This window comes from Roseococcus microcysteis (genome assembly GCF_014764365.1).
In the GTDB taxonomy this organism is placed as follows: domain Bacteria; phylum Pseudomonadota; class Alphaproteobacteria; order Acetobacterales; family Acetobacteraceae; genus Roseococcus; species Roseococcus microcysteis.
This window is the reverse complement of the sequence record NZ_CP061718.1, coordinates 1509127-1526025: the sequence shown is the minus strand read 5'-3', so window position 1 is coordinate 1526025 and position 16899 is coordinate 1509127. Positions and strand designations below refer to the sequence as shown.

At 74.6% G+C, this 16899-nt stretch carries 16 protein-coding genes, 1 pseudogene and 1 riboswitch; of the genes and pseudogenes, 12 read left to right on the top strand and 5 right to left on the bottom strand.

The window, feature by feature from the left end; all coding sequences use genetic code 11:
* The first annotated feature begins 7 nt into the window (after positions 1–7).
* Complete coding sequence (gene cobD / locus ICW72_RS07240; protein WP_191085584.1) at positions 8–1012, top strand: threonine-phosphate decarboxylase CobD; 1005 nt, start codon at positions 8–10, stop codon at positions 1010–1012.
* The gene (gene cbiB, locus ICW72_RS07235) at positions 1009–1968 is read left to right on the top strand and encodes an adenosylcobinamide-phosphate synthase CbiB (protein ID WP_191085583.1); all 960 of its coding nucleotides are present in this window, start codon (positions 1009–1011) and stop codon (positions 1966–1968) included. The genes cobD and cbiB overlap by 4 nt, the downstream gene beginning before the upstream one ends.
* Here cbiB and ICW72_RS07230 read toward each other — a convergent pair.
* Genes ICW72_RS07230 through cobU form a run of 3 tightly spaced genes read right to left on the bottom strand, consistent with a single transcriptional unit; the run spans position 1928 to position 4514 of the window.
* Positions 1928–3409 (bottom strand): cobyric acid synthase, encoded by a 1482-nt coding sequence (locus ICW72_RS07230; RefSeq protein ID WP_223880888.1) that lies wholly within the window; start codon positions 3407–3409, stop codon positions 1928–1930. The two genes, cbiB and ICW72_RS07230, sit on opposite strands and share 41 nt — an antisense overlap.
* Complete coding sequence (cobO, locus tag ICW72_RS07225) at positions 3409–4014, bottom strand: cob(I)yrinic acid a,c-diamide adenosyltransferase (RefSeq protein ID WP_191085582.1); 606 nt, start codon at positions 4012–4014, stop codon at positions 3409–3411. Before cobO ends, ICW72_RS07230 begins: the two co-directional genes overlap by 1 nt.
* Positions 4011–4514: a bifunctional adenosylcobinamide kinase/adenosylcobinamide-phosphate guanylyltransferase gene (cobU, locus tag ICW72_RS07220; RefSeq protein WP_223880887.1), complete on the bottom strand. Its 504-nt coding sequence runs from the start codon at positions 4512–4514 to the stop codon at positions 4011–4013. Before cobU ends, cobO begins: the two co-directional genes overlap by 4 nt.
* 52 nt (positions 4515–4566) lie before the next feature.
* A riboswitch (cobalamin riboswitch) is annotated at positions 4567–4778 on the top strand.
* Here cobU and ICW72_RS21290 point away from each other — a divergent pair.
* The 7 genes and pseudogenes from ICW72_RS21290 to ICW72_RS07185 all read left to right on the top strand — a co-directional run.
* A pseudogene (locus ICW72_RS21290) lies at positions 4774–5208 on the top strand (DUF1636 family protein); the annotation flags it as partial. It overlaps the preceding riboswitch by 5 nt.
* A 40-nt stretch (positions 5209–5248) precedes the next feature.
* On the top strand, positions 5249–6289 hold the full coding sequence (gene cobW / locus ICW72_RS07210; RefSeq protein ID WP_191085581.1) for a cobalamin biosynthesis protein CobW: 1041 nt from the start codon (positions 5249–5251) through the stop codon (positions 6287–6289).
* Between the two features lie 4 nt (positions 6290–6293).
* Complete coding sequence (cobN, locus tag ICW72_RS07205) at positions 6294–9536, top strand: cobaltochelatase subunit CobN (RefSeq protein WP_191085580.1); 3243 nt, start codon at positions 6294–6296, stop codon at positions 9534–9536.
* Entirely contained in the window at positions 9536–10621 is a 1086-nt protein-coding gene (locus ICW72_RS07200) for a nitrite/sulfite reductase (RefSeq protein ID WP_191085579.1), read from the top strand. The genes cobN and ICW72_RS07200 overlap by 1 nt, the downstream gene beginning before the upstream one ends.
* Positions 10614–11240 carry a precorrin-8X methylmutase gene (locus ICW72_RS07195; protein WP_191085578.1) on the top strand — a complete coding sequence of 209 codons (627 nt, stop codon included), beginning with the start codon at positions 10614–10616 and terminating at the stop codon, positions 11238–11240. The genes ICW72_RS07200 and ICW72_RS07195 overlap by 8 nt, the downstream gene beginning before the upstream one ends.
* Entirely contained in the window at positions 11237–11956 is a 720-nt protein-coding gene (locus ICW72_RS07190) for a precorrin-2 C(20)-methyltransferase (RefSeq protein ID WP_191085577.1), read from the top strand. Before ICW72_RS07195 ends, ICW72_RS07190 begins: the two co-directional genes overlap by 4 nt.
* Positions 11953–12708, top strand: coding sequence for a precorrin-3B C(17)-methyltransferase (locus tag ICW72_RS07185; protein ID WP_191085576.1), 756 nt, complete (start codon positions 11953–11955; stop codon positions 12706–12708). The genes ICW72_RS07190 and ICW72_RS07185 overlap by 4 nt, the downstream gene beginning before the upstream one ends.
* Here the strand turns inward: ICW72_RS07185 and ICW72_RS07180 are convergent.
* Positions 12681–13439: a cobalt-precorrin-6A reductase gene (locus ICW72_RS07180; RefSeq protein ID WP_191085575.1), complete on the bottom strand. Its 759-nt coding sequence runs from the start codon at positions 13437–13439 to the stop codon at positions 12681–12683. The genes ICW72_RS07185 and ICW72_RS07180 overlap by 28 nt on opposite strands.
* On the opposite strand from ICW72_RS07180, the gene cbiE reads away from it, so the two are divergent.
* From cbiE to cobM, 3 genes are read left to right on the top strand one after another with little or no spacing between them, the layout of a single operon-like run.
* Complete coding sequence (cbiE, locus tag ICW72_RS07175) at positions 13438–14658, top strand: precorrin-6y C5,15-methyltransferase (decarboxylating) subunit CbiE (RefSeq protein ID WP_191085574.1); 1221 nt, start codon at positions 13438–13440, stop codon at positions 14656–14658. The two genes, ICW72_RS07180 and cbiE, sit on opposite strands and share 2 nt — an antisense overlap.
* Positions 14637–15038 (top strand): cobalamin biosynthesis protein, encoded by a 402-nt coding sequence (locus tag ICW72_RS07170; RefSeq protein ID WP_223880886.1) that lies wholly within the window; start codon positions 14637–14639, stop codon positions 15036–15038. Before cbiE ends, ICW72_RS07170 begins: the two co-directional genes overlap by 22 nt.
* Positions 15035–15799, top strand: a complete 765-nt coding sequence (gene cobM / locus ICW72_RS07165) for a precorrin-4 C(11)-methyltransferase (RefSeq protein WP_191085573.1) — start codon at positions 15035–15037, stop codon at positions 15797–15799. Before ICW72_RS07170 ends, cobM begins: the two co-directional genes overlap by 4 nt.
* On the opposite strand, the gene ICW72_RS07160 is transcribed toward cobM, so the two are convergent.
* The gene (locus tag ICW72_RS07160) at positions 15766–16866 is read right to left on the bottom strand and encodes a cobalt-precorrin-5B (C(1))-methyltransferase (RefSeq protein WP_191085572.1); all 1101 of its coding nucleotides are present in this window, start codon (positions 16864–16866) and stop codon (positions 15766–15768) included. The genes cobM and ICW72_RS07160 overlap by 34 nt on opposite strands.
* Positions 16867–16899 lie beyond the last annotated feature (33 nt).

The following is a 16899-nucleotide window of genomic DNA, read 5'->3' as shown; positions in this document are numbered from 1 at the left end:
GTGTGTGATGGTATTCAATAACATTGACGGCTCGGCCGTGCCGCATGGTGGCAATCTGGATGCCGCGCGGCGGCGCTTTCCGGGGGCGCCGGAGCCATTTCTGGATCTCTCCACCGGCATCGCGCCGCGCGCCTATCCGCTGCCGCCCCTGCCGCCGGAAGCCCTGACACGCCTGCCCGAACCCGCCGACCATGCCGCGCTCTGCGCCCTGGCCGCGCGGCGCTGGGGCGTGCCGGCGGGCGCGCGGGTGGTGGCGGCCCCTGGCACGCAAATCCTGCTGCCCATGATCGCGGCGCTGCGCCCGCCGGGCGAGGCGCGCATCCTGGGCCCCACCTATGCCGAGCACGCCCGCGCCGCCGCCCTGGCCGGGCATGCGGTGCGGGAGGTGCCGGTCTTGGAAGCGTTGACGCCGGCCACGGTCATGACGGTGGTGAACCCCGACAACCCCACGGGCCGCGTGCTGCCCTTCGCCGTGCTGGAGGCCCTGGCCGCCACCCAGCGCGCAACGGACGGGCTGCTGGTGGTGGACGAAGCCTTCCTGGATGCCGCGCCGGACTTGCCGACCGCCCTGCCGCTGGTGCCTGGCGGCGGGGTGGTGGTGCTGCGCTCCTTCGGCAAATTCCATGGCCTTGCGGGCGTGCGTCTGGGCTTCGCCGTGGCGCCCGAGGCCATCGCGGCGCGGCTGGAGGCGCTGCTCGGCCCCTGGTGCGTGGCGGGGCCGGCGCTGCATGCGGGGTTGGCGGCGCTGGCCGACGACGCCTGGGCGGCGGCGCAGCGCGAACATCTGCGCGCGGCGGCGGGGCGCCTCGATGCGGTGGTGGCGGCCGCAGGGCTCACCGTGCTGGGCGGCACGCCGCTGTTCCGCTTCGTGGTGGCACCCCCCGGCACGGGCGCACGGCTGGGCCGCGCCGGCATCCTGGTCCGCGAATTTCCTCATTGGCCCGACCGTCTGCGCCTCGGCCTGCCGCCCGATGAGGCCGGCCTTGCCCGGCTGGCGGCGGCGCTGGCGTGACGGGGCTTGCCCTTCTCGCGCTGCTGATCGAGGCGGCCATCGGCTACCCGCAGCGCGTGGTGGACCGCATCGGCCACCCCGTCATCTGGATTGGCCGGCTCATCGCGGCCATGGATCGCGGCTGGAACCAGGCGGCGCGCAGCTTCGCCGCGCGGCGCGCGGCGGGAGTCGTGGCGCTGCTCGTGCTGGTGCTGGTGGCGGGTGGCGTGGGCCTCGCGCTGCAATGGGCACTGCTGGCGCTGCCCCTGGGCCTGCTGGTGCTGGCGCTGATCGCCAGTAGCCTGCTGGCCCAGCGCAGCCTGCATGAGCATGTGGCGCGCGTGGCCGCCGCGCTGGAACAGGGCGGGCTGGAGGCGGGGCGCGAGGCCGTCTCGCATATCGTGGGCCGCGACCCGCTGTCGCTGGACGAGGCGGGTGTGGCGCGCGCGGCCATCGAGAGCCTCGCGGAGAATTTCTCCGACGGCGTCACCGCGCCCGGTTTCTGGCTGGCGATCGGCGGGCTGCCGGGGGCGGCCATCTACAAGGCCGTCAACACCGCCGACAGCATGATCGGCCACCGCACCGCCCGGCACGAGGCCTTCGGCTGGGCCTCCGCCCGCTGCGACGATGTGCTGAACCTTCCGGCCTCGCGCCTGACGGGGCTGGCCCTCATCGCCGCCGCGGCGCTGCTGCCGGGGATGGATGCGCGCGGTGCCTGGCGCGCCATGTGGCGCGACGCGAGGCGCCACCGCTCGCCCAATGCCGGCTGGCCGGAGGCCGCGATGGCGGGTGCGCTCGGCCTCGCGCTGGCGGGTCCACGCCGCTATGGCGGCGTGCTGGTGGAGGATGCCCTCATGGGCGATGGGCGGCGTGAGGCCAGTGCCGCCGACATCCGCGCCGCGCTGCGCCTCTACCGGGTGGCGGATGCCCTCCTCATCACGCTGCTGGCCCTGGCCTTCCTCGCGCTGCAAGCCTGAGCAGCGCGTCGAAATCAAGATGCGCCTCCAGATGCGCGGCCAGCGCATCGAGCGCCGCCTCGACCTCCGCCTCATGGTCCAGGCGCGGGGCGCCGGCGTCGAAGCGGGCGAGCCAGGCGGCGCGCTGCGCCGTGGCGCCGAACAGCCCGTGGATGTAGGTGCCGGTGACGCGCCCATCGGGCGAAACGGCGCCCTCCGCGCCGCCATCCTCCAGCGTGGCGAAGGCGCGGGCGCGTGCGGGGCCATCGGTACGGCCCATATGCATTTCGTAGCCGGAGAGCGCCGCGCCGTCATGGCTGTGGCCGCGCACCGGCACCAGGCGCTTCTCGCCCGACAGCACCGTGTCCACGGCGAGCAGCCCGAGACCCGACGCGCTGCCGGGCGGGCCTTCGACGCCCTCGGGGTCCGCCACGCTCTGGCCCAGCATCTGGTAGCCGCCGCAGAGCCCCAGCACATGCCCCCCGCGCCGCAGATGCGCGGCGATGTCCACGTCGAACCCCGCCGCGCGCAGCGCGCGCAGGTCGGCCAGGGTGGATTTGGAGCCGGGGATGATGACGAGATGCGCGTCGCCCGGCAGGGCCTGGCCGGGGCGCACGCGGATGACTTCCACTTCGGGCTCCGCGATCAGCGGGTCCAGGTCGTCGAAATTGGCGATCGCGGGCAGCACGGGCACGGCCACGCGCAGCTTGGCCCCTGGCTTGCGCGCCAGCGGATGGTCCAGCGCCAGCGCATCCTCGGCCGGCAGCTTCGCGGCATCGGGCAGATGCGGCACGAGGCCCAGCGCCGCCCAGCCCGTGCGTGCCGCGATCAGCGCCATGCCATCGGCGAACAGCGAAGGGTCACCACGAAAGCGGTTGACGAGAAAGCCGCCGATCATCGCCGCATCCGCGGGTTCCAGCACCGCATGGGTGCCGACCAGGGACGCGATGACGCCGCCACGGTCAATGTCGCCGATCAGCACCACGGGCACATCCGCCGCACGCGCGAAACCCATATTGGCAATGTCATTGGCGCGGAGATTGACCTCGGCCGCACTGCCGGCACCCTCGACCAGGACGATATCGGCCTCGGCGCGCATACGGGAAAAACTGTCCAGCACCGCGGCCATGAAGCCGGGCTTGAGGCGCTGATATTCCGCCGCCCGCGCCTGCCCCACCACGCGCCCCTGCACGATGATCTGCGCGCCCACCTGGCTTTGCGGCTTGAGCAGCACGGGGTTCATATGCACCGAGGGCGCCACGCCAGCGGCGCGCGCCTGCAAGGCCTGGGCGCGGCCGATCTCGCCGCCATCGGCCGTGACGGCCGCGTTGTTGCTCATGTTCTGCGGCTTGAACGGCCGCACGCGCAGGCCGCGCCGGGTGAAGGCGCGCGCCAGCCCCGCCACGATGAGCGACTTGCCGACATCCGAGCCCGTGCCCTGGAACATGAGTGCCAGCGACATCAGAACTCGATGCCCTTCTGCGCCTTCACGCCCGCGGCGAAGTGGTGCTTCACGGCGCCCATCTCGGTGACGAGGTCCGCCGCCTCGATCAGCGCGGGCTTCGCGTTGCGGCCGGTGACGACCACGTGCAGCAGTGGCCGCCGTGCGGCGAGGTCCGCCAGCACAGCCTCCAGCGGCAGGTAGTCATAGCGCAGGGCGATGTTCAACTCGTCCAGCAGCACCAGGTCCAGCGCCGGGTCTACCAGCATCGCCCGCGCCATCTCCCAGGCGCGGGTCGCGGCGGCCACGTCGCGCGCGCGGTCCTGGGTTTCCCAGGTGAAGCCCTCGCCCATGGAATGCCAGCGCACGCGGTCGCCGAACTGGGTCAGGGCCGCGCGCTCGCCCGTCTCCCAGGCGCCCTTGATGAACTGCACCACGCCCACGCGCCCGCCCGCGCCCAGCATCCGCAGCGCGAGGCCGAAGGCGGCGGTGGACTTGCCCTTGCCCGGGCCCGTGTGGACGATCAGCAGGCCCTTTTCCGTGATGGTCTTGGACGCCACCTCGGCGTCCTGCACGGCCTTGCGCGCGGCCATCTTGGCGCGGTGGCGCGCTTCCTCGTCACTCATGGCTTCACCCTGAGCGGGATGCCGGCCACCACCAGCTCCACCTGGTCGGCGAGTGCCGCCATGCGTTGGTTCAGTACGCCTTGGGCATCGCGGAAGCGGCGGCCGAGCGGGGTGGCGGGCACGATGCCCTGGCCCACCTCGTTCGAGACCAGCACCACCGACCCCGTGCGGGCGCGCAGTGCCGCCTCAAGGGCATCCGTCGCCCCGCCGAGATCCGCCTCGGCCAGCATCAGGTTGGACAGCCACAACGTCAGGCAATCCACCAGCACGGGCGGGCCGGCGCGCCGCAGCGCCTCGGGCAGGTCACGCGGGGCGTCAAGCGTCTCCCAGCCCTCGGCCCGGCGGGCGCGATGGGCCGCGATTCGCGCTTCCATCTCGGCGTCGAAGGCCTCGGCGGTGGCGATATAGGTCCAGGGCGGGGGCAGGGCGGTGAGGAGGGCCTCCGCGCGCCGGCTCTTGCCCGAACGCGCGCCCCCCAGGATCAATGTCAGGCTGTTCACCGCGTGATCATGCCCCAGGACAGCGTCATTGACACGCCCCGCGTCACTCCGCTTGATAGCCCCGTTCGAAGGTTCCCCGGGGACGGGGATGAAAAGGGAATCCGGAGCGGGCCATGCGCCCGAGGCCGGAGCTGCCCCCGCAACTGTGAACGGTGAGCGGGCATCACATGTCACTGGGCGAACCCATCGCGAGATGGGGCCCGGGAAGACGATGCCCCGCGGTGATCCGTGAGCCAGGAGACCTGCCCTCGAACACAGAATGCGCCGGGCGGGGTGCCTCGGCGCAGGGCCATTCCGGCAGGGGCGTGCGCGCGCGCCCTGGATGCACCCCTTTGCCCTGTCGTTGGGGCCGGAGCATCCGCGCGTGTCCTCCGACGTCGTGATCTTCGTCTGCACGAGCTGCAAGCGCGAGGGCGATGCGCCCGACGCCCCCCGCGCCGGCGCCGCCCTGGGCGAGGCCGTGGCCGCGGCCGGCCCGCACCGCGTGCAATTCGTGAAATGCCTGTCCAACTGCTCGCGCGGACCTTCGGCGGCGCTCGTCCGGCCGGGTGGCTGGAGCTACATCTTCGGCAAGCTGGAGCAGGAAGGCTCGCCTGAGGCGCTGCATGCAGGCGCGGCCCTGCTCGGCGCCTCCGAGGACGGCACCATGCCCTGGAAGTCCCGCCCCGAAATCCTGAAACGCCAGATGATCGCGCGCATCCCCCCTTCGACTTCACCCCCGCGGAGAGCGCGCCATGAGCACCAGCCTGGACAAGACCCCCTGCACCATCGTCACGGGCTTCCTCGGCGCGGGGAAGACCACGCTGATCCGGCATCTGCTGGAGAACCCGGGCGGGCGGCGGTTGGCCGTCATCGTGAACGAATTCGGCGACATCGGTATGGACGCCGAAATCCTCCGCGGCTGCGGCGTCGAGGCCTGCGCCGAGGCCGATATCGTGGAACTCGCCAATGGCTGCATCTGCTGCACCGTGGCCGATGACTTCGTGCCCACGCTGGACGCGCTGCTGGCCCGCGAGCCGCGGCCCGACCACATCCTGATCGAGACCTCGGGCCTCGCTCTGCCCAAGCCGCTGGTGCAGGCCTTCCATTGGCCCGCCATCAAGGGCCGGGTGACGGTGGATGGCGTGGTGGCGGTGGTGGATGGCGCCGCACTGGCCGAGGGGCGCGTCGCGCATGACGAGGCGGCGCTGGCCGCCCAGCGCGCCGCCGACCCCTCGCTCGACCATGACGACCCGGTGGAGGAGGTCTTCGAGGACCAGGTGGCCTGCGCCGATTTGATCGTGCTGACCAAGGCCGACCTGCTGGACGAGGCCGGGCTGGCCCGCGCCCGCGCCGCGCTGGGCGCCGCCCTGCCGCGGCCCATTGGCGTGCTGGAGGCACAGTCTGGCCGCATCTCGCCGGCGCTGCTGCTGGGCCTGGGCCTCGCCACCGAGGCCGAGATCGAGGCCCGCCGCACCCATCACGACAATGAGGAGGACCACGACCACGAGGATTTCGCCTCCGTGGTCCTGCCGCTGCCCGAAGTGACCGATGCCACCGCCCTGGCACAGCGCGTCGCCGCCGCCTGCGCCGTGCCCGGCGTGCTGCGCGCCAAGGGCTTCGCCGCCGTTGCCGGCAAGCCGATGCGGCTGCTGGTGCAGGCGGTGGGCCAGCGTGTCGGCCATCATTTCGATCGCGCCTGGGCGCCGGGCGAGGCGCGTTCTGGCCAGCTGGTCGTGCTGGGCCTGCATGGCTTCGACGCCGCGGCGGTGGCGGAGGCGCTCGCCGCGCCCTGATGCCATGCACCTGCTGAACACCTCCACCGCGACGCTGGACGAGCAGACGGAGCCCGTTGACCTCCGCCAGCCGCCCGCGCCCATGGCGGTGCTCAGCTTCACTGACAGCGACCTGGCGGGCCTCGCCGCGGCCTGGGAGGCGGAGCGCGACATCCTGCCCGCGCTGCGCCTGGTGCCGCTGCGGGAATTGCGCCACCCCATGTCGGTGGACCTCTGGCTGGACCGCACGGCGGTGGGGGCCCGCATCATCGTGCTGCGGCTGCTGGGGGGGCTGGACTGGTGGCGCTATGGCGCCGAGCAGCTGGCCGGGTTCTGCCGCGCACGCGGCATCACGCTCGCGGTTCTGCCCGGCGAGGACCGCGCCGATCCACGCCTGCCCGCCCTCTCCACTTTGCCGGCGGAAGAATGCGCGGCGCTGCTGGAGGGCTTCCGCGCCGGCGGGGTGGCGGCGCTGCGCGGCGTGCTGCGGCGCATGGCGGCGCATTGCGGCGTGGCGCTGGAGGCCGCCCCCGCCCAGGCCCTGCCGCCCGCCGGCTTCTGCGCGGAATGGCCCGCGCCCGACGGCACGCGGCCTGCGGTGCCCATCATCTTCTACCGGTCCATGCGGCTCGCGGAGGACATGGCGCCCGTCACGGCGCTGGCCGAGGCGCTGGCCGCGCAGGGCGTGGCCCCCGTGCCCATCTTCGTGGCCAGCCTGAAGGAGCCGCATTCGGTGGCCTTCCTGCGGGCCGAACTGTCGCGCCTCAGCCCCGCCTTGATCGTCTCCTGCACCGCCTTCGCGGAAGGGCAGGCGGAGCCGGTGCTGGCCGCCTGCGGCGCACCGGTCATCCAGGCCGTCATCGCCACGACCGCGCGCACGGCCTGGGAAGGCGGTGCGCGCGGGCTGGGTGCCGCGGACCTTGCCATGCATGTGGTGCTGCCGGAGCTGGACGGGCGCGTGCTGGGCGGCGCCATCGGCTTCAAGGACGCCGCCCCCAGCGCACCGGAACTGGGCTTCACCCGCCAGGTGAATCGCGCCGAGCCCGACCGCGTGGCGCAGCTGGCCGCGCGCGTCATGGCGCTGCTGCGGCTGCGCGAAACGCCGCCCGCGCAACGTCGCCTCGCCGTGCTGCTGCCCGACTATCCGGGCGCCGGGGGCCGCACGGGCTATGCGGTGGGGCTGGACGTGCCGGCCAGCGTGCTGGCGCTGCTGGAGGATTTGCGCGCCGCCGGCTACGACACGGGCTCGCCGCCCGCCTCGCCGCGCGCCCTGCTCGACGCCCTGGCCGAGCCTTCCGCCAGCTGGCCACTGGCGGACTACGCCGCGCCGCCCGACGCCGCCTGGGGTGCGCCCGAGGAAGACCCGGACGCCGTGGCCGGCGCCTTCCGGTTCCGCGCCGTGGAGTGCGGCAACATCCTGCTGGCCGTCGCCCCCGACCGTGGCCGCGCCGCCGAGCGCCGCGCCACCTATCACGACCCCGCCTTGCCGCCGCGCCACGCGCTGCGCGCCTTCGGCCTCTGGCTGCGCCGCGCGCGCGACGTCCACGCGGTGGTCCACATGGGCGCCCATGGCACGCTGGAATGGCTGCCCGGCAAGGCGGTGGCACTCACGGCCGATTGCTTCCCCGAGCGCGTGCTGGGCGCGCTGCCCGTGGTCTATCCCTTCCTCGTCAGCAACCCGGGCGAGGCGGCCCAGGCCAAGCGCCGCATCGCCGCCGTGACGCTGGGCCACCTGCCCCCGCCGCTGACCACGCCAGCCCTGGCGCCGGAACTGCATGAGCTCGACCGGCTGCTCGACGAATTCGCCGCCGCCGACGGGCTGGACCGCCGGCGGCGCCAGCGCCTGGCGCAGCTCATCCAACAGCGCGCCGCGGATGTGCCCAGCCTGCCCGCCCTGCCCGAGGACAGCGACGAACGTCTGCGCGCCCTGGACGCCTGGATGTGCGATGTGAAGGAACTGGCATTGCAGGATGGGCTGCACATCTATGGCCGCGCCGCCCCCGGCGCCGGGCCCGAGCAGCAGGCCTGCGCGGAGTCCGAACGCGCAGGCCTGCTGGCGGCCCTCGATGCGCGACACATCCCGCCCGGCCCAGCCGGCGCCCCCGCGCGCGGCCGGCGCGACGTGATGCCCACGGGCCGCAACCTCGCCACCACCGACCCGCGCGGCCTGCCCACGCCGACCGCCATGGAACTCGGGCGGCTGGCGGCCGCCGAGGCGTTGCGCCTCTACGCGCAGGAGCATGGCGAGATGCCGCGCCGCCTGGTGCTGGACCTCTGGGGCAGCGCCACCCTGCGGACGGGGGGCGAAGAGATCGCGCAGGGCCTCGCCCTGCTGGGCTGCACGCCCGTTTGGGAGGCGGCGACGGGCCGCGTCACCGGCATCGAGGTGCAGCCCCCCGCCGTGCTGGGCCGCGCGCGTGTGGACGTGACCTGGCGCATCTCCGGCCTGTTCCGCGACCTGTTTCCGGCGCAGATCGCGCTGCTGGATGCTGCGATCCGCGCCGTCGCCGCGCGCGACGAGACGGAGGAGGAAAACCCGCTGGCCGCCGCGCGCCGCGCGGGCGAGCCGCTCGCGCGCATCTTCGGCGCGGCCCCCGGCGCCTATGGGGCGGGTGTGGAGGAGGCGCTTTCCTCCCGCGACTGGACCGCGCGCGAGGAGCTGGGCCGCGCCTATCTCGCCGCCGCCTCGCACCGCTATGGCGGGCCGGGCGGCGAGGCCGTGCCCGATGCCGGCTTCGCCGCGCGCGTGGCGCAGGCGGACGCCCTGCTGCACCCGGGCGACGATCCGGCGCGGGACCTGTTGCAGGGCGGCGCCGATGTCGCGCACCTCGGCGGCTTCGCGGCCGCGGCGGCGGTATTGGGGGCCATGCCCGCGCTGATCACGCTCGACACCACCGACCCCGCCCGCCCGCATGCGCGCGGGTTGGAAGAGGCGCTGCGGCGTCTCGTGCTCGGACGTGCCGTGGACCCGCGCTTCATTGCCGGCCAGATGCGCCACGGCCCGCGTGGCGCCTCCGAACTGGCCGAGACGGTGGACCGGCTGGTGGCCTTCGCCGAGACCACGCAGGCCGTGGACAGCGCGCTGCTGGACCGCCTCCACACCGCCTATGTGCGGGATGCGGCGGTGCGCGACTTCCTGCGCCGCGAGAACCCCGCCGCCGCACGGGCCATCGCGCTGCGCCTGGGCGATGCGCTGCGGCGCGGCCTCTGGCACCCGCGCCGCAACGCCACGCCGGCCGAACTCGCCCTGCTGACGGAGCCCGCCTGATGCGCCGCGGCGCCTGCCCGAGCCTCGCCGCCCCCATGGAGACGGGCGATGGCTTGCTCGCCCGCCTGCCCCCCGCCGCCATGCCGCCCGCATCCTGGGTGGCGCTGGCCGAGGCCGCCCGGCGCGCGGGCAATGGGCTGCTCGACATCACCGCGCGCGGCAGCGTGCAGCTGCGCGGGCTGCGCACCGGGACGCTGGACCTCGCGGCGGAACTCGTGCCGGCGGACTGGCCGCGCGGCGCGCTGGTGATGACGTCGCCCCTGGCCGGCGAGGCGCTGGACGAGGTGCGCGACCCCCGCCCGCTCGCCGCGCGCCTGGCCGCCGCCGCGCCGCCAGGCCTGCCGCCCAAGGCCACGGTGCTGGTGGATGGCGGCGGCACATTGCATGTGGCGGCCGAGGCGGCCGACCTGCGCCTCGTGGCATCGCCCGAGGGCTGGCGGATCGGCCATGGCGCGGAATGGCTGGGCGTGGCCCAGGAGGACGAAGCCTTCTCCATCACGCTGGACCTGCTGCGCGCCATGGCGGGTGATGGAACCCGCGCGCCGGGCGGGGGAAGGGCAATAGCGCCCGAACCCATCGGCCTGCACCGGCTGCGCGACGGCGTGGCGCTTGGCTTGGGGCTGCCCTTCGGGCGGGTGGACGCGGACACTCTCATCGCCCTGGCGGAAGCCAGCGGCGCCCGCGCCCTGCGTGGCGCGCCCGGCCGCGCCCTGCTGGCCATCGGCGTGCCCGACGCCGACGCGCTGCGCCGCCAGGCCGAGGCCCTCGGCTTCATCACCGACCCGGCCGACCCGCGCCGCCGCGTCGCCGCCTGCCCGGGCGCGCCCGGCTGCGCCGCGGCGCTGACGGAAACTCGCGCCCTTGCCGCGTCGCTGGCGCCCCTGGTGCCGGTGGGCGCGCTGCTGCACGTCTCGGGCTGCGCCAAGGGCTGCGCGCATCCCCGCGCGGCCACCCGCACCCTCGTCGGCATGGCACGGGGGCTGGGCTTGATCCGGCGCGGGCGGGCGGGCGACACAGTGGCGGAGATGCTCGACCCCCAGGAGGCTTGCGCCGTGCTGGCGCGGGAGTTTGCCGCCCATGCATGACTACATCCGCGATGGCGCGGCCATCTATGAACGCTCCTTCGCCATCATCCGCGCCGAGGCCGACCTCTCGCGCTTCACGGCCGAGGAGGAGGACATCGCGGTCCGCATGATCCATGCCTGCGGGCTGGTCGAAGCCGCCGCGCATTTCGCCTTCGCGCCCGGCTTCGTCGCCGCCGGGCGCGGTGCCTTGCAGGAAGGCGCCGCCATCCTGTGCGATGCCGAGATGGTGGCGCGCGGCGTCACCCGCGCGCGCCTGCCCGCCGACAACGCCGTGATCTGCACCCTGCGCGACCCGCGCGTGCCGGAGATGGCGGCCCGCATCGGCAACACGCGCTCCGTCGCCGCCATGGCGCTGTGGGAGGCGCATCTGGCAGGCAGCGTCGTCGTCGTCGGCAATGCGCCCACCGCGCTGTTCCACCTGCTCGACATGCTGGAGGCCGGCGCGCCCCGGCCCGCCGCCATCATCGGCATGCCGGTGGGCTTCGTGGGGGCCGCCGAATCCAAGGAAGCGCTGATGGCCGCGCCGCATGGCATCCCCTGGGCCGTGGTGCGCGGGCGCATGGGCGGCAGCGCCATGGCGGCGGCGGCCCTGAACGCGCTGGCGAGGCCCGGGCTGTGACGGGGCGGCTCTACGGGCTGGGCCTCGGCCCCGGCGATCCGGAACTGCTCACGCTGAAGGCCGCGCGGCTGCTCGATGCCGTGCCGGTCATCGCCTATTTCGCCAAGCAGGGCAGCCCGAGCAATGCGCGCGCCATCATCGCGGACCGGCTGCGGCCGGGGGTGGTGGAATTGCCCTTGCTCTATCCCGTGACGACGGAGATCCCGCGCGCCGACCCAGGCTATCGCGCGGCGTTGGACGCCTTCCACGACGCGGCCGCCGCCCACATCGCCGCCCATCTCGAAGCCGGGCGCGACGTCGCGGTGGCGAGCGAGGGGGACGCGCTGTTCTACGGCTCCTACATGCATCTCCATGTGCGGCTCGCGCATCGTTTCCCCACGGAGGTGGTGCCCGGCATCACCGCCATGTCCGGCGCCTGGGCGCTGGCGGGCCTGCCCATCGCCCAGGGCGATGACGTGCTGACCGTGCTGCAGGGCACGCTGGACGAGGACGCGCTGACCCAGCGCCTGCGCGGCACCGAGGCGGCCATCATCATGAAGCTCGGTCGCAACCTGCCGCGCGTGCGGGCGGCGCTGGCCCGCGCCGGACGGCTGGAGGCGGCCTATTACGCGGAGCGCGTGGGCACGTCCGCGCAGCGCGTGCTGCGCCTCGCGGAACGCGACGAGGCGCCCGCGCCTTATTTCTCGCTCATCCTCGTGCCCGGCTGGTCGCGATGAGCGGCCGGCTGGACGTGGTGGGCATCGGGCCGGGCGAGGCGGCGCTGGTCACCCCCGCCGCCCACGCGGCGCTGGCCGAGGCACAGGCGCTCTACGGCTACGGCCCCTATCTCGACCGCGTGCCGACGCACCCCGGCCAGGCCCGCCACGCCAGCGACAACCGCGAGGAAATGGACCGCGCCGCCGCCGCGCTCGACGCGGCCAGCGCAGGCGCGCACGTGGCCATGGTGACGGGCGGCGACCCGGGCGTCTTCGCCATGGCCGCCGCGGTGTGCGAGGCCATCGAGCATGGCCCGCCCGCATGGCGCGCGCTGGAGGTGCGGGTCCATCCCGGCATCACCGCCATGCTGGCGCTGGCGGCACGGGCCGGTGCGCCGCTCGGGCATGATTTCTGCGCCATCTCGCTCTCGGACAACCTCAAGCCCTGGGAGGTGGTGGAGCAGCGCCTGGCCGCCGCCGCCGGGGCGGGCTTCGCCATCGCGCTCTATAACCCCATCAGCCGGGCGCGGCCCTGGCAGCTGGGGGCGGCCTTCGCCTGCGTGGCGCGCCATCTTCCGCCGGAGGTGCCGGTCATCTTCGGCCATGCCGTGGCCCGCGCGGCGGAGCAGGTGGTGATCACCCCGCTCGCGGAGGCCGCCACCCAGCCCGCCAGCATGGCGAGCTGCATCATCATCGGCACGCGGCAGACGCGGGTGGTGGCGCGGCCGGGCCTGCCGCCGCTGGCCTACACGCCGCGCAGGTTCAGCGCATGAGCGAGCCAGTCCAGCGCGGCCCGCACATTCGTCACGCAGGGTGCGTCCGGCATGTCGGGGCGTCGCAGCATCAGCACGGGCAGGCCGCGCGCGCGGGCGGCGACCAGCTTGGCGTGGCTCGCCGTGCCGCCGCTGTTCTTGCAGACGATGATTTCAATGCCGTGCGCGTCCAGCAGCCGCGCCTCATCCTCCAGCGTGAAGGGGCCGCGGGCGGTCAGGCAGGTCACGTCCGGCATGGGCGGGGGCGGCGTGATGGGATCCACGCTGCGGATCAGGTAGCGGTGCTGGGGTGCCGAGGCGAAGCCCGCCACCTCCTGCCGCCCCAGCGCCAGGAAGACGCGGCGGGGGGCAGCCCCCAGCGCGGCGCAGGCGGCGGCCACATCGGCGACCGGGCGCCAGTCATCGCCGGCTTCCGGCACCCAGGCGGGACGCGCCAGGCAGAGCAGCGGCACACCCGCCCGCCGCGCGGCCAGCGCCGCGTTGGCCGAAATCCGCGCGGCATAGGGGTGCGTGGCGTCCAGCAGCGCCGCCACCCGATATTCGCGCAGCCAGGCCTCCAGCCCCTCCGCGCCGCCGAAACCGCCCACCCGCACCGGCACGGGCATGGCCAGCGGGTGTTGCGTGCGGCCGGCCAGCGAGAGGGTCACGTCGAGATCGCCGCGCCCGGCCAAGGCTTCGGCCAGGAGCCGCGCCTCGGTGGTGCCGCCCAGCAGCAGGAGGTGGGGTCGCATGGATGAGGCTTCGCGCGCCGTGCCCTGGTTGTCCATCATCGGCATCGGCGAGGACGGGTTGGCGGGGCTGGGCACGGCGGCCCTCGCGGCACTGGCCGGGGCGGAGACCGTGTTCGGCGGCGCGCGGCATCTGCGCCTCGCGGCCGGGGGGATCACGGGGGAGGCGCGAACCTGGCCCTCGCCCTTCAGCGTGGCGCCTGTGCTGGCCCTGCGCGGGCGGCGCGTGGCGGTGCTGGCCTCGGGCGACCCGATGTGGCACGGCGCCGGCGCCAGCCTGCTGCGCGAGATCCCGGCCCATGAGGCGCGGGTGTTTCCGCAGGCTTCGGCCGCCAGCCTCGCCGCCGGCCGCCTGGGCTGGCCGCTGGCGGAGGTGACCACGCTCTCCCTGCACGGGCGCGACATGGCCCTGCTGCGCCCGCATCTGCACCCCGGCGCGCGGCTGATCCTGCTGACCAGCGGCGCCGAGGCGCCCGCCGCCATCGCCGCCCTGCTGGCGGGTTCGGGCTTCGGCGACAGCCGGCTGTCGCTGCTGGAGGCGCTGGGCGGGCCGGAGGAGCGCCTCCGCACCGCCAGCGCGGCGGGCTTCGCCCTGGCGGCGCCGCACCCGCTGAACACCCTGGCCGTGGAGGTGGTGGCGGCGCCGGATGCCACCTGGCTGCCGCGTGCGCCTGGCCTGCCGGATGCCCTGTTCCAGCATGACGGGCAACTCACGAAGCGGGAGGCGCGGGCGCTGGCCTTGTCAGCCCTGCGGCCTTTCCCAGGTGCGTTGCTCTGGGATGTGGGGGCCGGTGCCGGTTCCATCGGAATCGAATGGATGCTGGCGCACCCCGCCTGCCACGCCATCGGCATCGAGGCGCGGGAGGATCGTGCCACGCGCGCCGCCGCCAATGCCGCGGCGCTGGGCGTGCCCGGCCTGCGCCTGGTGGTGGGCGAGGCACCCACCGCCTTCACCGGCCTGCCCGCCCCGGACGCCATCTTCCTGGGCGGCGGCGCCAATAACCCCGGCGTGTTCGACGCGGCGCTGGAAGCGCTCAAGCCCAGTGGCGTCTTCGTGGCCCATGCCGTGACGCTGGAGACCGAGGCCCTGCTGCTGGCCCGCCACGCCACGTTGGGCGGGGAGATGCTGCGGATCAACCTGTCCCGCGCCGAGGCCGTGGGGTCCATGACCGGTTGGCGCGCCGCCATGCCGGTGACCCAATGGGTCTGGCGCAAGCCATGATGGTGGCGGGGCTCGGCTGCCGGCGCGGCGCGGCGGCAGAGGATGTGCTGGCCGCCATCGCGGCCGCCCTGGCCGCGGCGGGGCGGGAGAGGGCGGCGCTGGCCGCGCTCGCGACCAGCGCGGCCAAGGCAGGAGAAGCCGGGCTGCGGGAGGCGGCCGTGACCCTCGGCCTGGAGCTGCGCGCCCTGCCCGAGGCCGCGCTGCACGCCGCCGCGCCCCACTGCCTGACCCGATCGGCCCGCGCGCTGGAGGCCACCGGCCTGCCCTCCCTGGCCGAGGCCGCCGCCCTGGCCGGGGCGGGGGACGGGGCCGTGCTGATCGGCCCCCGGCTGGCCGCCGGCCGCGCCGTCACCTGCGCGCTGGCGGAGATGCGGCCATGACCGTCCATTTCATCGGCGCCGGGCCGGGTGCGGCCGACCTGCTGACGCTGCGCGGGCGGGACATCCTGGCGCGCTGCCCCGTCTGCCTCTACGCCGGCTCCATCATCCCGCGCGAGATGCTGGCGCATTGCCCGCCCGGCGCGCGGCTGGTGGACACGGCGCCGCTCAGCCTCGACGAGATCGAGGCCGAATGCGTGGCCGCGCACGAAGCCGGGCAGGACGTGGCGCGGCTGCATTCCGGGGACCTGTCCATCTACTCCGCCATCGCCGAGCAGAAGCGGCGGCTGGAGGCGCGAGGCATTCCCGTCAGCCTCACCCCCGGCGTACCCGCCTTCGCCGCCGCCTCGGCGTTGCTGGGGCGGGAGCTGACGGTGCCGGCGCTGGCGCAGTCGGTGGTGCTGACGCGCATGCCGGGCCGGGCCTCGCCCATGCCGGAGGGAGAGAGGCTGGCCGCTTTCGCCGCCACCGGGGCCACGCTCGCCATCCATCTCGCCGTGCCGCAACTGGCGCGCATCGTGGAGGAATTGCTCCCCTTCTATGGCGCGGATTGCCCCGCCGCCGTGGTGGTCCGCGCCTCCTGGCCCGATGAGCAGGTGTTTCGCGGCACGCTCGCCGACATCGCGCCGCAGGTCGCGGCGGCGGGGGTGGAGCGCACGGCGCTGATCCTGGTGGGGCCGGCGCTGGCGCCCGAGGATTTCCGGGAAAGCGCCCTCTACGCGCCCGACTATCAGCGCCGGTTTCGCGGCAGGGAGGGGCTGTGAGCGACCGGAGCGAAATCCGCCCGCCCCAACATCCGGCCGGTGCGGTCGAAGACCACGATCTCCAGCTCGGTCGGCGCGGGATGCAACGCCTCCGCGGCCACCGTCCAGGCGCGAATGGCGATGGCGTCGCCCAGCGGCTGGCCGGCCTGCTCCGCGATCTGGAAGGCCTCGGCCACGGTGTTCGCGGCGGCGATGCGCGCGGCCAGGTCCGCACCGGGCAGCAGGGCGCCCAGCGCGGCCAGATCCGCCTCCCCCCGCTTGGAATGCAGGTCGAGCCGCCCCTGCGCCAGCTTGGTCATCTTGGCGACGCCGCCCGCCACGGTGACGCGCGGGATGGGGTGGCGGCGGAGGTATTTCAGCATCCCGCCCACGAAATCGCCCATCTCGATCAGCGCCACATCCGGCAGGCCGTGCAGCTTCTGTACCGCCGCCTCGGATGCGCTGCCCGTGCTGCCCGCCACATGCGCGATGCCCATGGCGCGCGCCACATCCACGCCGCGATGGATGGAATCGATCCAGGCGGCGCAGGAATAGGGGATGACGATGCCCGTGGTGCCCAGCACCGACAGCCCGCCCAGGATGCCGAGCCTTCCGTTCAGCGTGCGTTCGGCCAGCCTCTCGCCATCGGCGATGGAGATTTCCACCTCGGCATCGGGGTCGGGCGAGACCTCTTCCAGCGCCGCGCGGATCATGGCGCGCGGGCCGGGGTTGATGGCGGGCTCGCCGGGCGGCAAGGGCAGGCCGGGGCGGGTGATGGTGCCGACGCCGGGGCCCGCCTTGAAGCGCAGGCCCTCGCCCGCCGGAAGAAGCCGGACCGTCACCAGGATCAGCGCGCCATGGGTTACGTCCGGGTCGTCGCCCGCATCCTTCACCACTGCGGCCAGCGCGCCGCCCTCCAGGCGCTCGGCGCGGGCCAGGGCGAAGGCGGGGGTCTCGCCGCCGGGCAGGCGGATGGTCACGGGGTCGGGGAATTCGCCATGCCGCAGCGCGGCATAGGCGGCCTTGGCCGCGGCCGTGGCACAGGCGCCCGTGGTCCAGCCGCGGCGCAGCGTCTTGCCCTGATCCATGCCGGCTTCGGTAGCGCGGCGCCCTGCCCCGCG

What these genes read in the sequence shown, in the direction of transcription:
- cobD (WP_191085584.1), top strand. Translation starts at nt 8, where the DNA reads ATGGTATTCAATAACATTGACGGCTCGGCCGTGCCGCATGGTGGCAAT.
- ICW72_RS07230 (WP_223880888.1), bottom strand. Translation starts at nt 3,409, where the DNA reads ATGTCGCTGGCACTCATGTTCCAGGGCACGGGCTCGGATGTCGGCAAG.
- cobO (WP_191085582.1), bottom strand. Translation starts at nt 4,014, where the DNA reads ATGAGTGACGAGGAAGCGCGCCACCGCGCCAAGATGGCCGCGCGCAAG.
- cobW (WP_191085581.1), top strand. Translation starts at nt 5,249, where the DNA reads ATGAGCACCAGCCTGGACAAGACCCCCTGCACCATCGTCACGGGCTTC.
- cobN (WP_191085580.1), top strand. Translation starts at nt 6,294, where the DNA reads ATGCACCTGCTGAACACCTCCACCGCGACGCTGGACGAGCAGACGGAG.
- ICW72_RS07200 (WP_191085579.1), top strand. Translation starts at nt 9,536, where the DNA reads ATGCGCCGCGGCGCCTGCCCGAGCCTCGCCGCCCCCATGGAGACGGGC.
- ICW72_RS07195 (WP_191085578.1), top strand. Translation starts at nt 10,614, where the DNA reads ATGCATGACTACATCCGCGATGGCGCGGCCATCTATGAACGCTCCTTC.
- ICW72_RS07185 (WP_191085576.1), top strand. Translation starts at nt 11,953, where the DNA reads ATGAGCGGCCGGCTGGACGTGGTGGGCATCGGGCCGGGCGAGGCGGCG.
- cbiE (WP_191085574.1), top strand. Translation starts at nt 13,438, where the DNA reads ATGGATGAGGCTTCGCGCGCCGTGCCCTGGTTGTCCATCATCGGCATC.
- ICW72_RS07180 (WP_191085575.1), bottom strand. Translation starts at nt 13,439, where the DNA reads ATGCGACCCCACCTCCTGCTGCTGGGCGGCACCACCGAGGCGCGGCTC.
- ICW72_RS07170 (WP_223880886.1), top strand. Translation starts at nt 14,637, where the DNA reads ATGGGTCTGGCGCAAGCCATGATGGTGGCGGGGCTCGGCTGCCGGCGC.
- cobM (WP_191085573.1), top strand. Translation starts at nt 15,035, where the DNA reads ATGACCGTCCATTTCATCGGCGCCGGGCCGGGTGCGGCCGACCTGCTG.
- ICW72_RS07160 (WP_191085572.1), bottom strand. Translation starts at nt 16,866, where the DNA reads ATGGATCAGGGCAAGACGCTGCGCCGCGGCTGGACCACGGGCGCCTGT.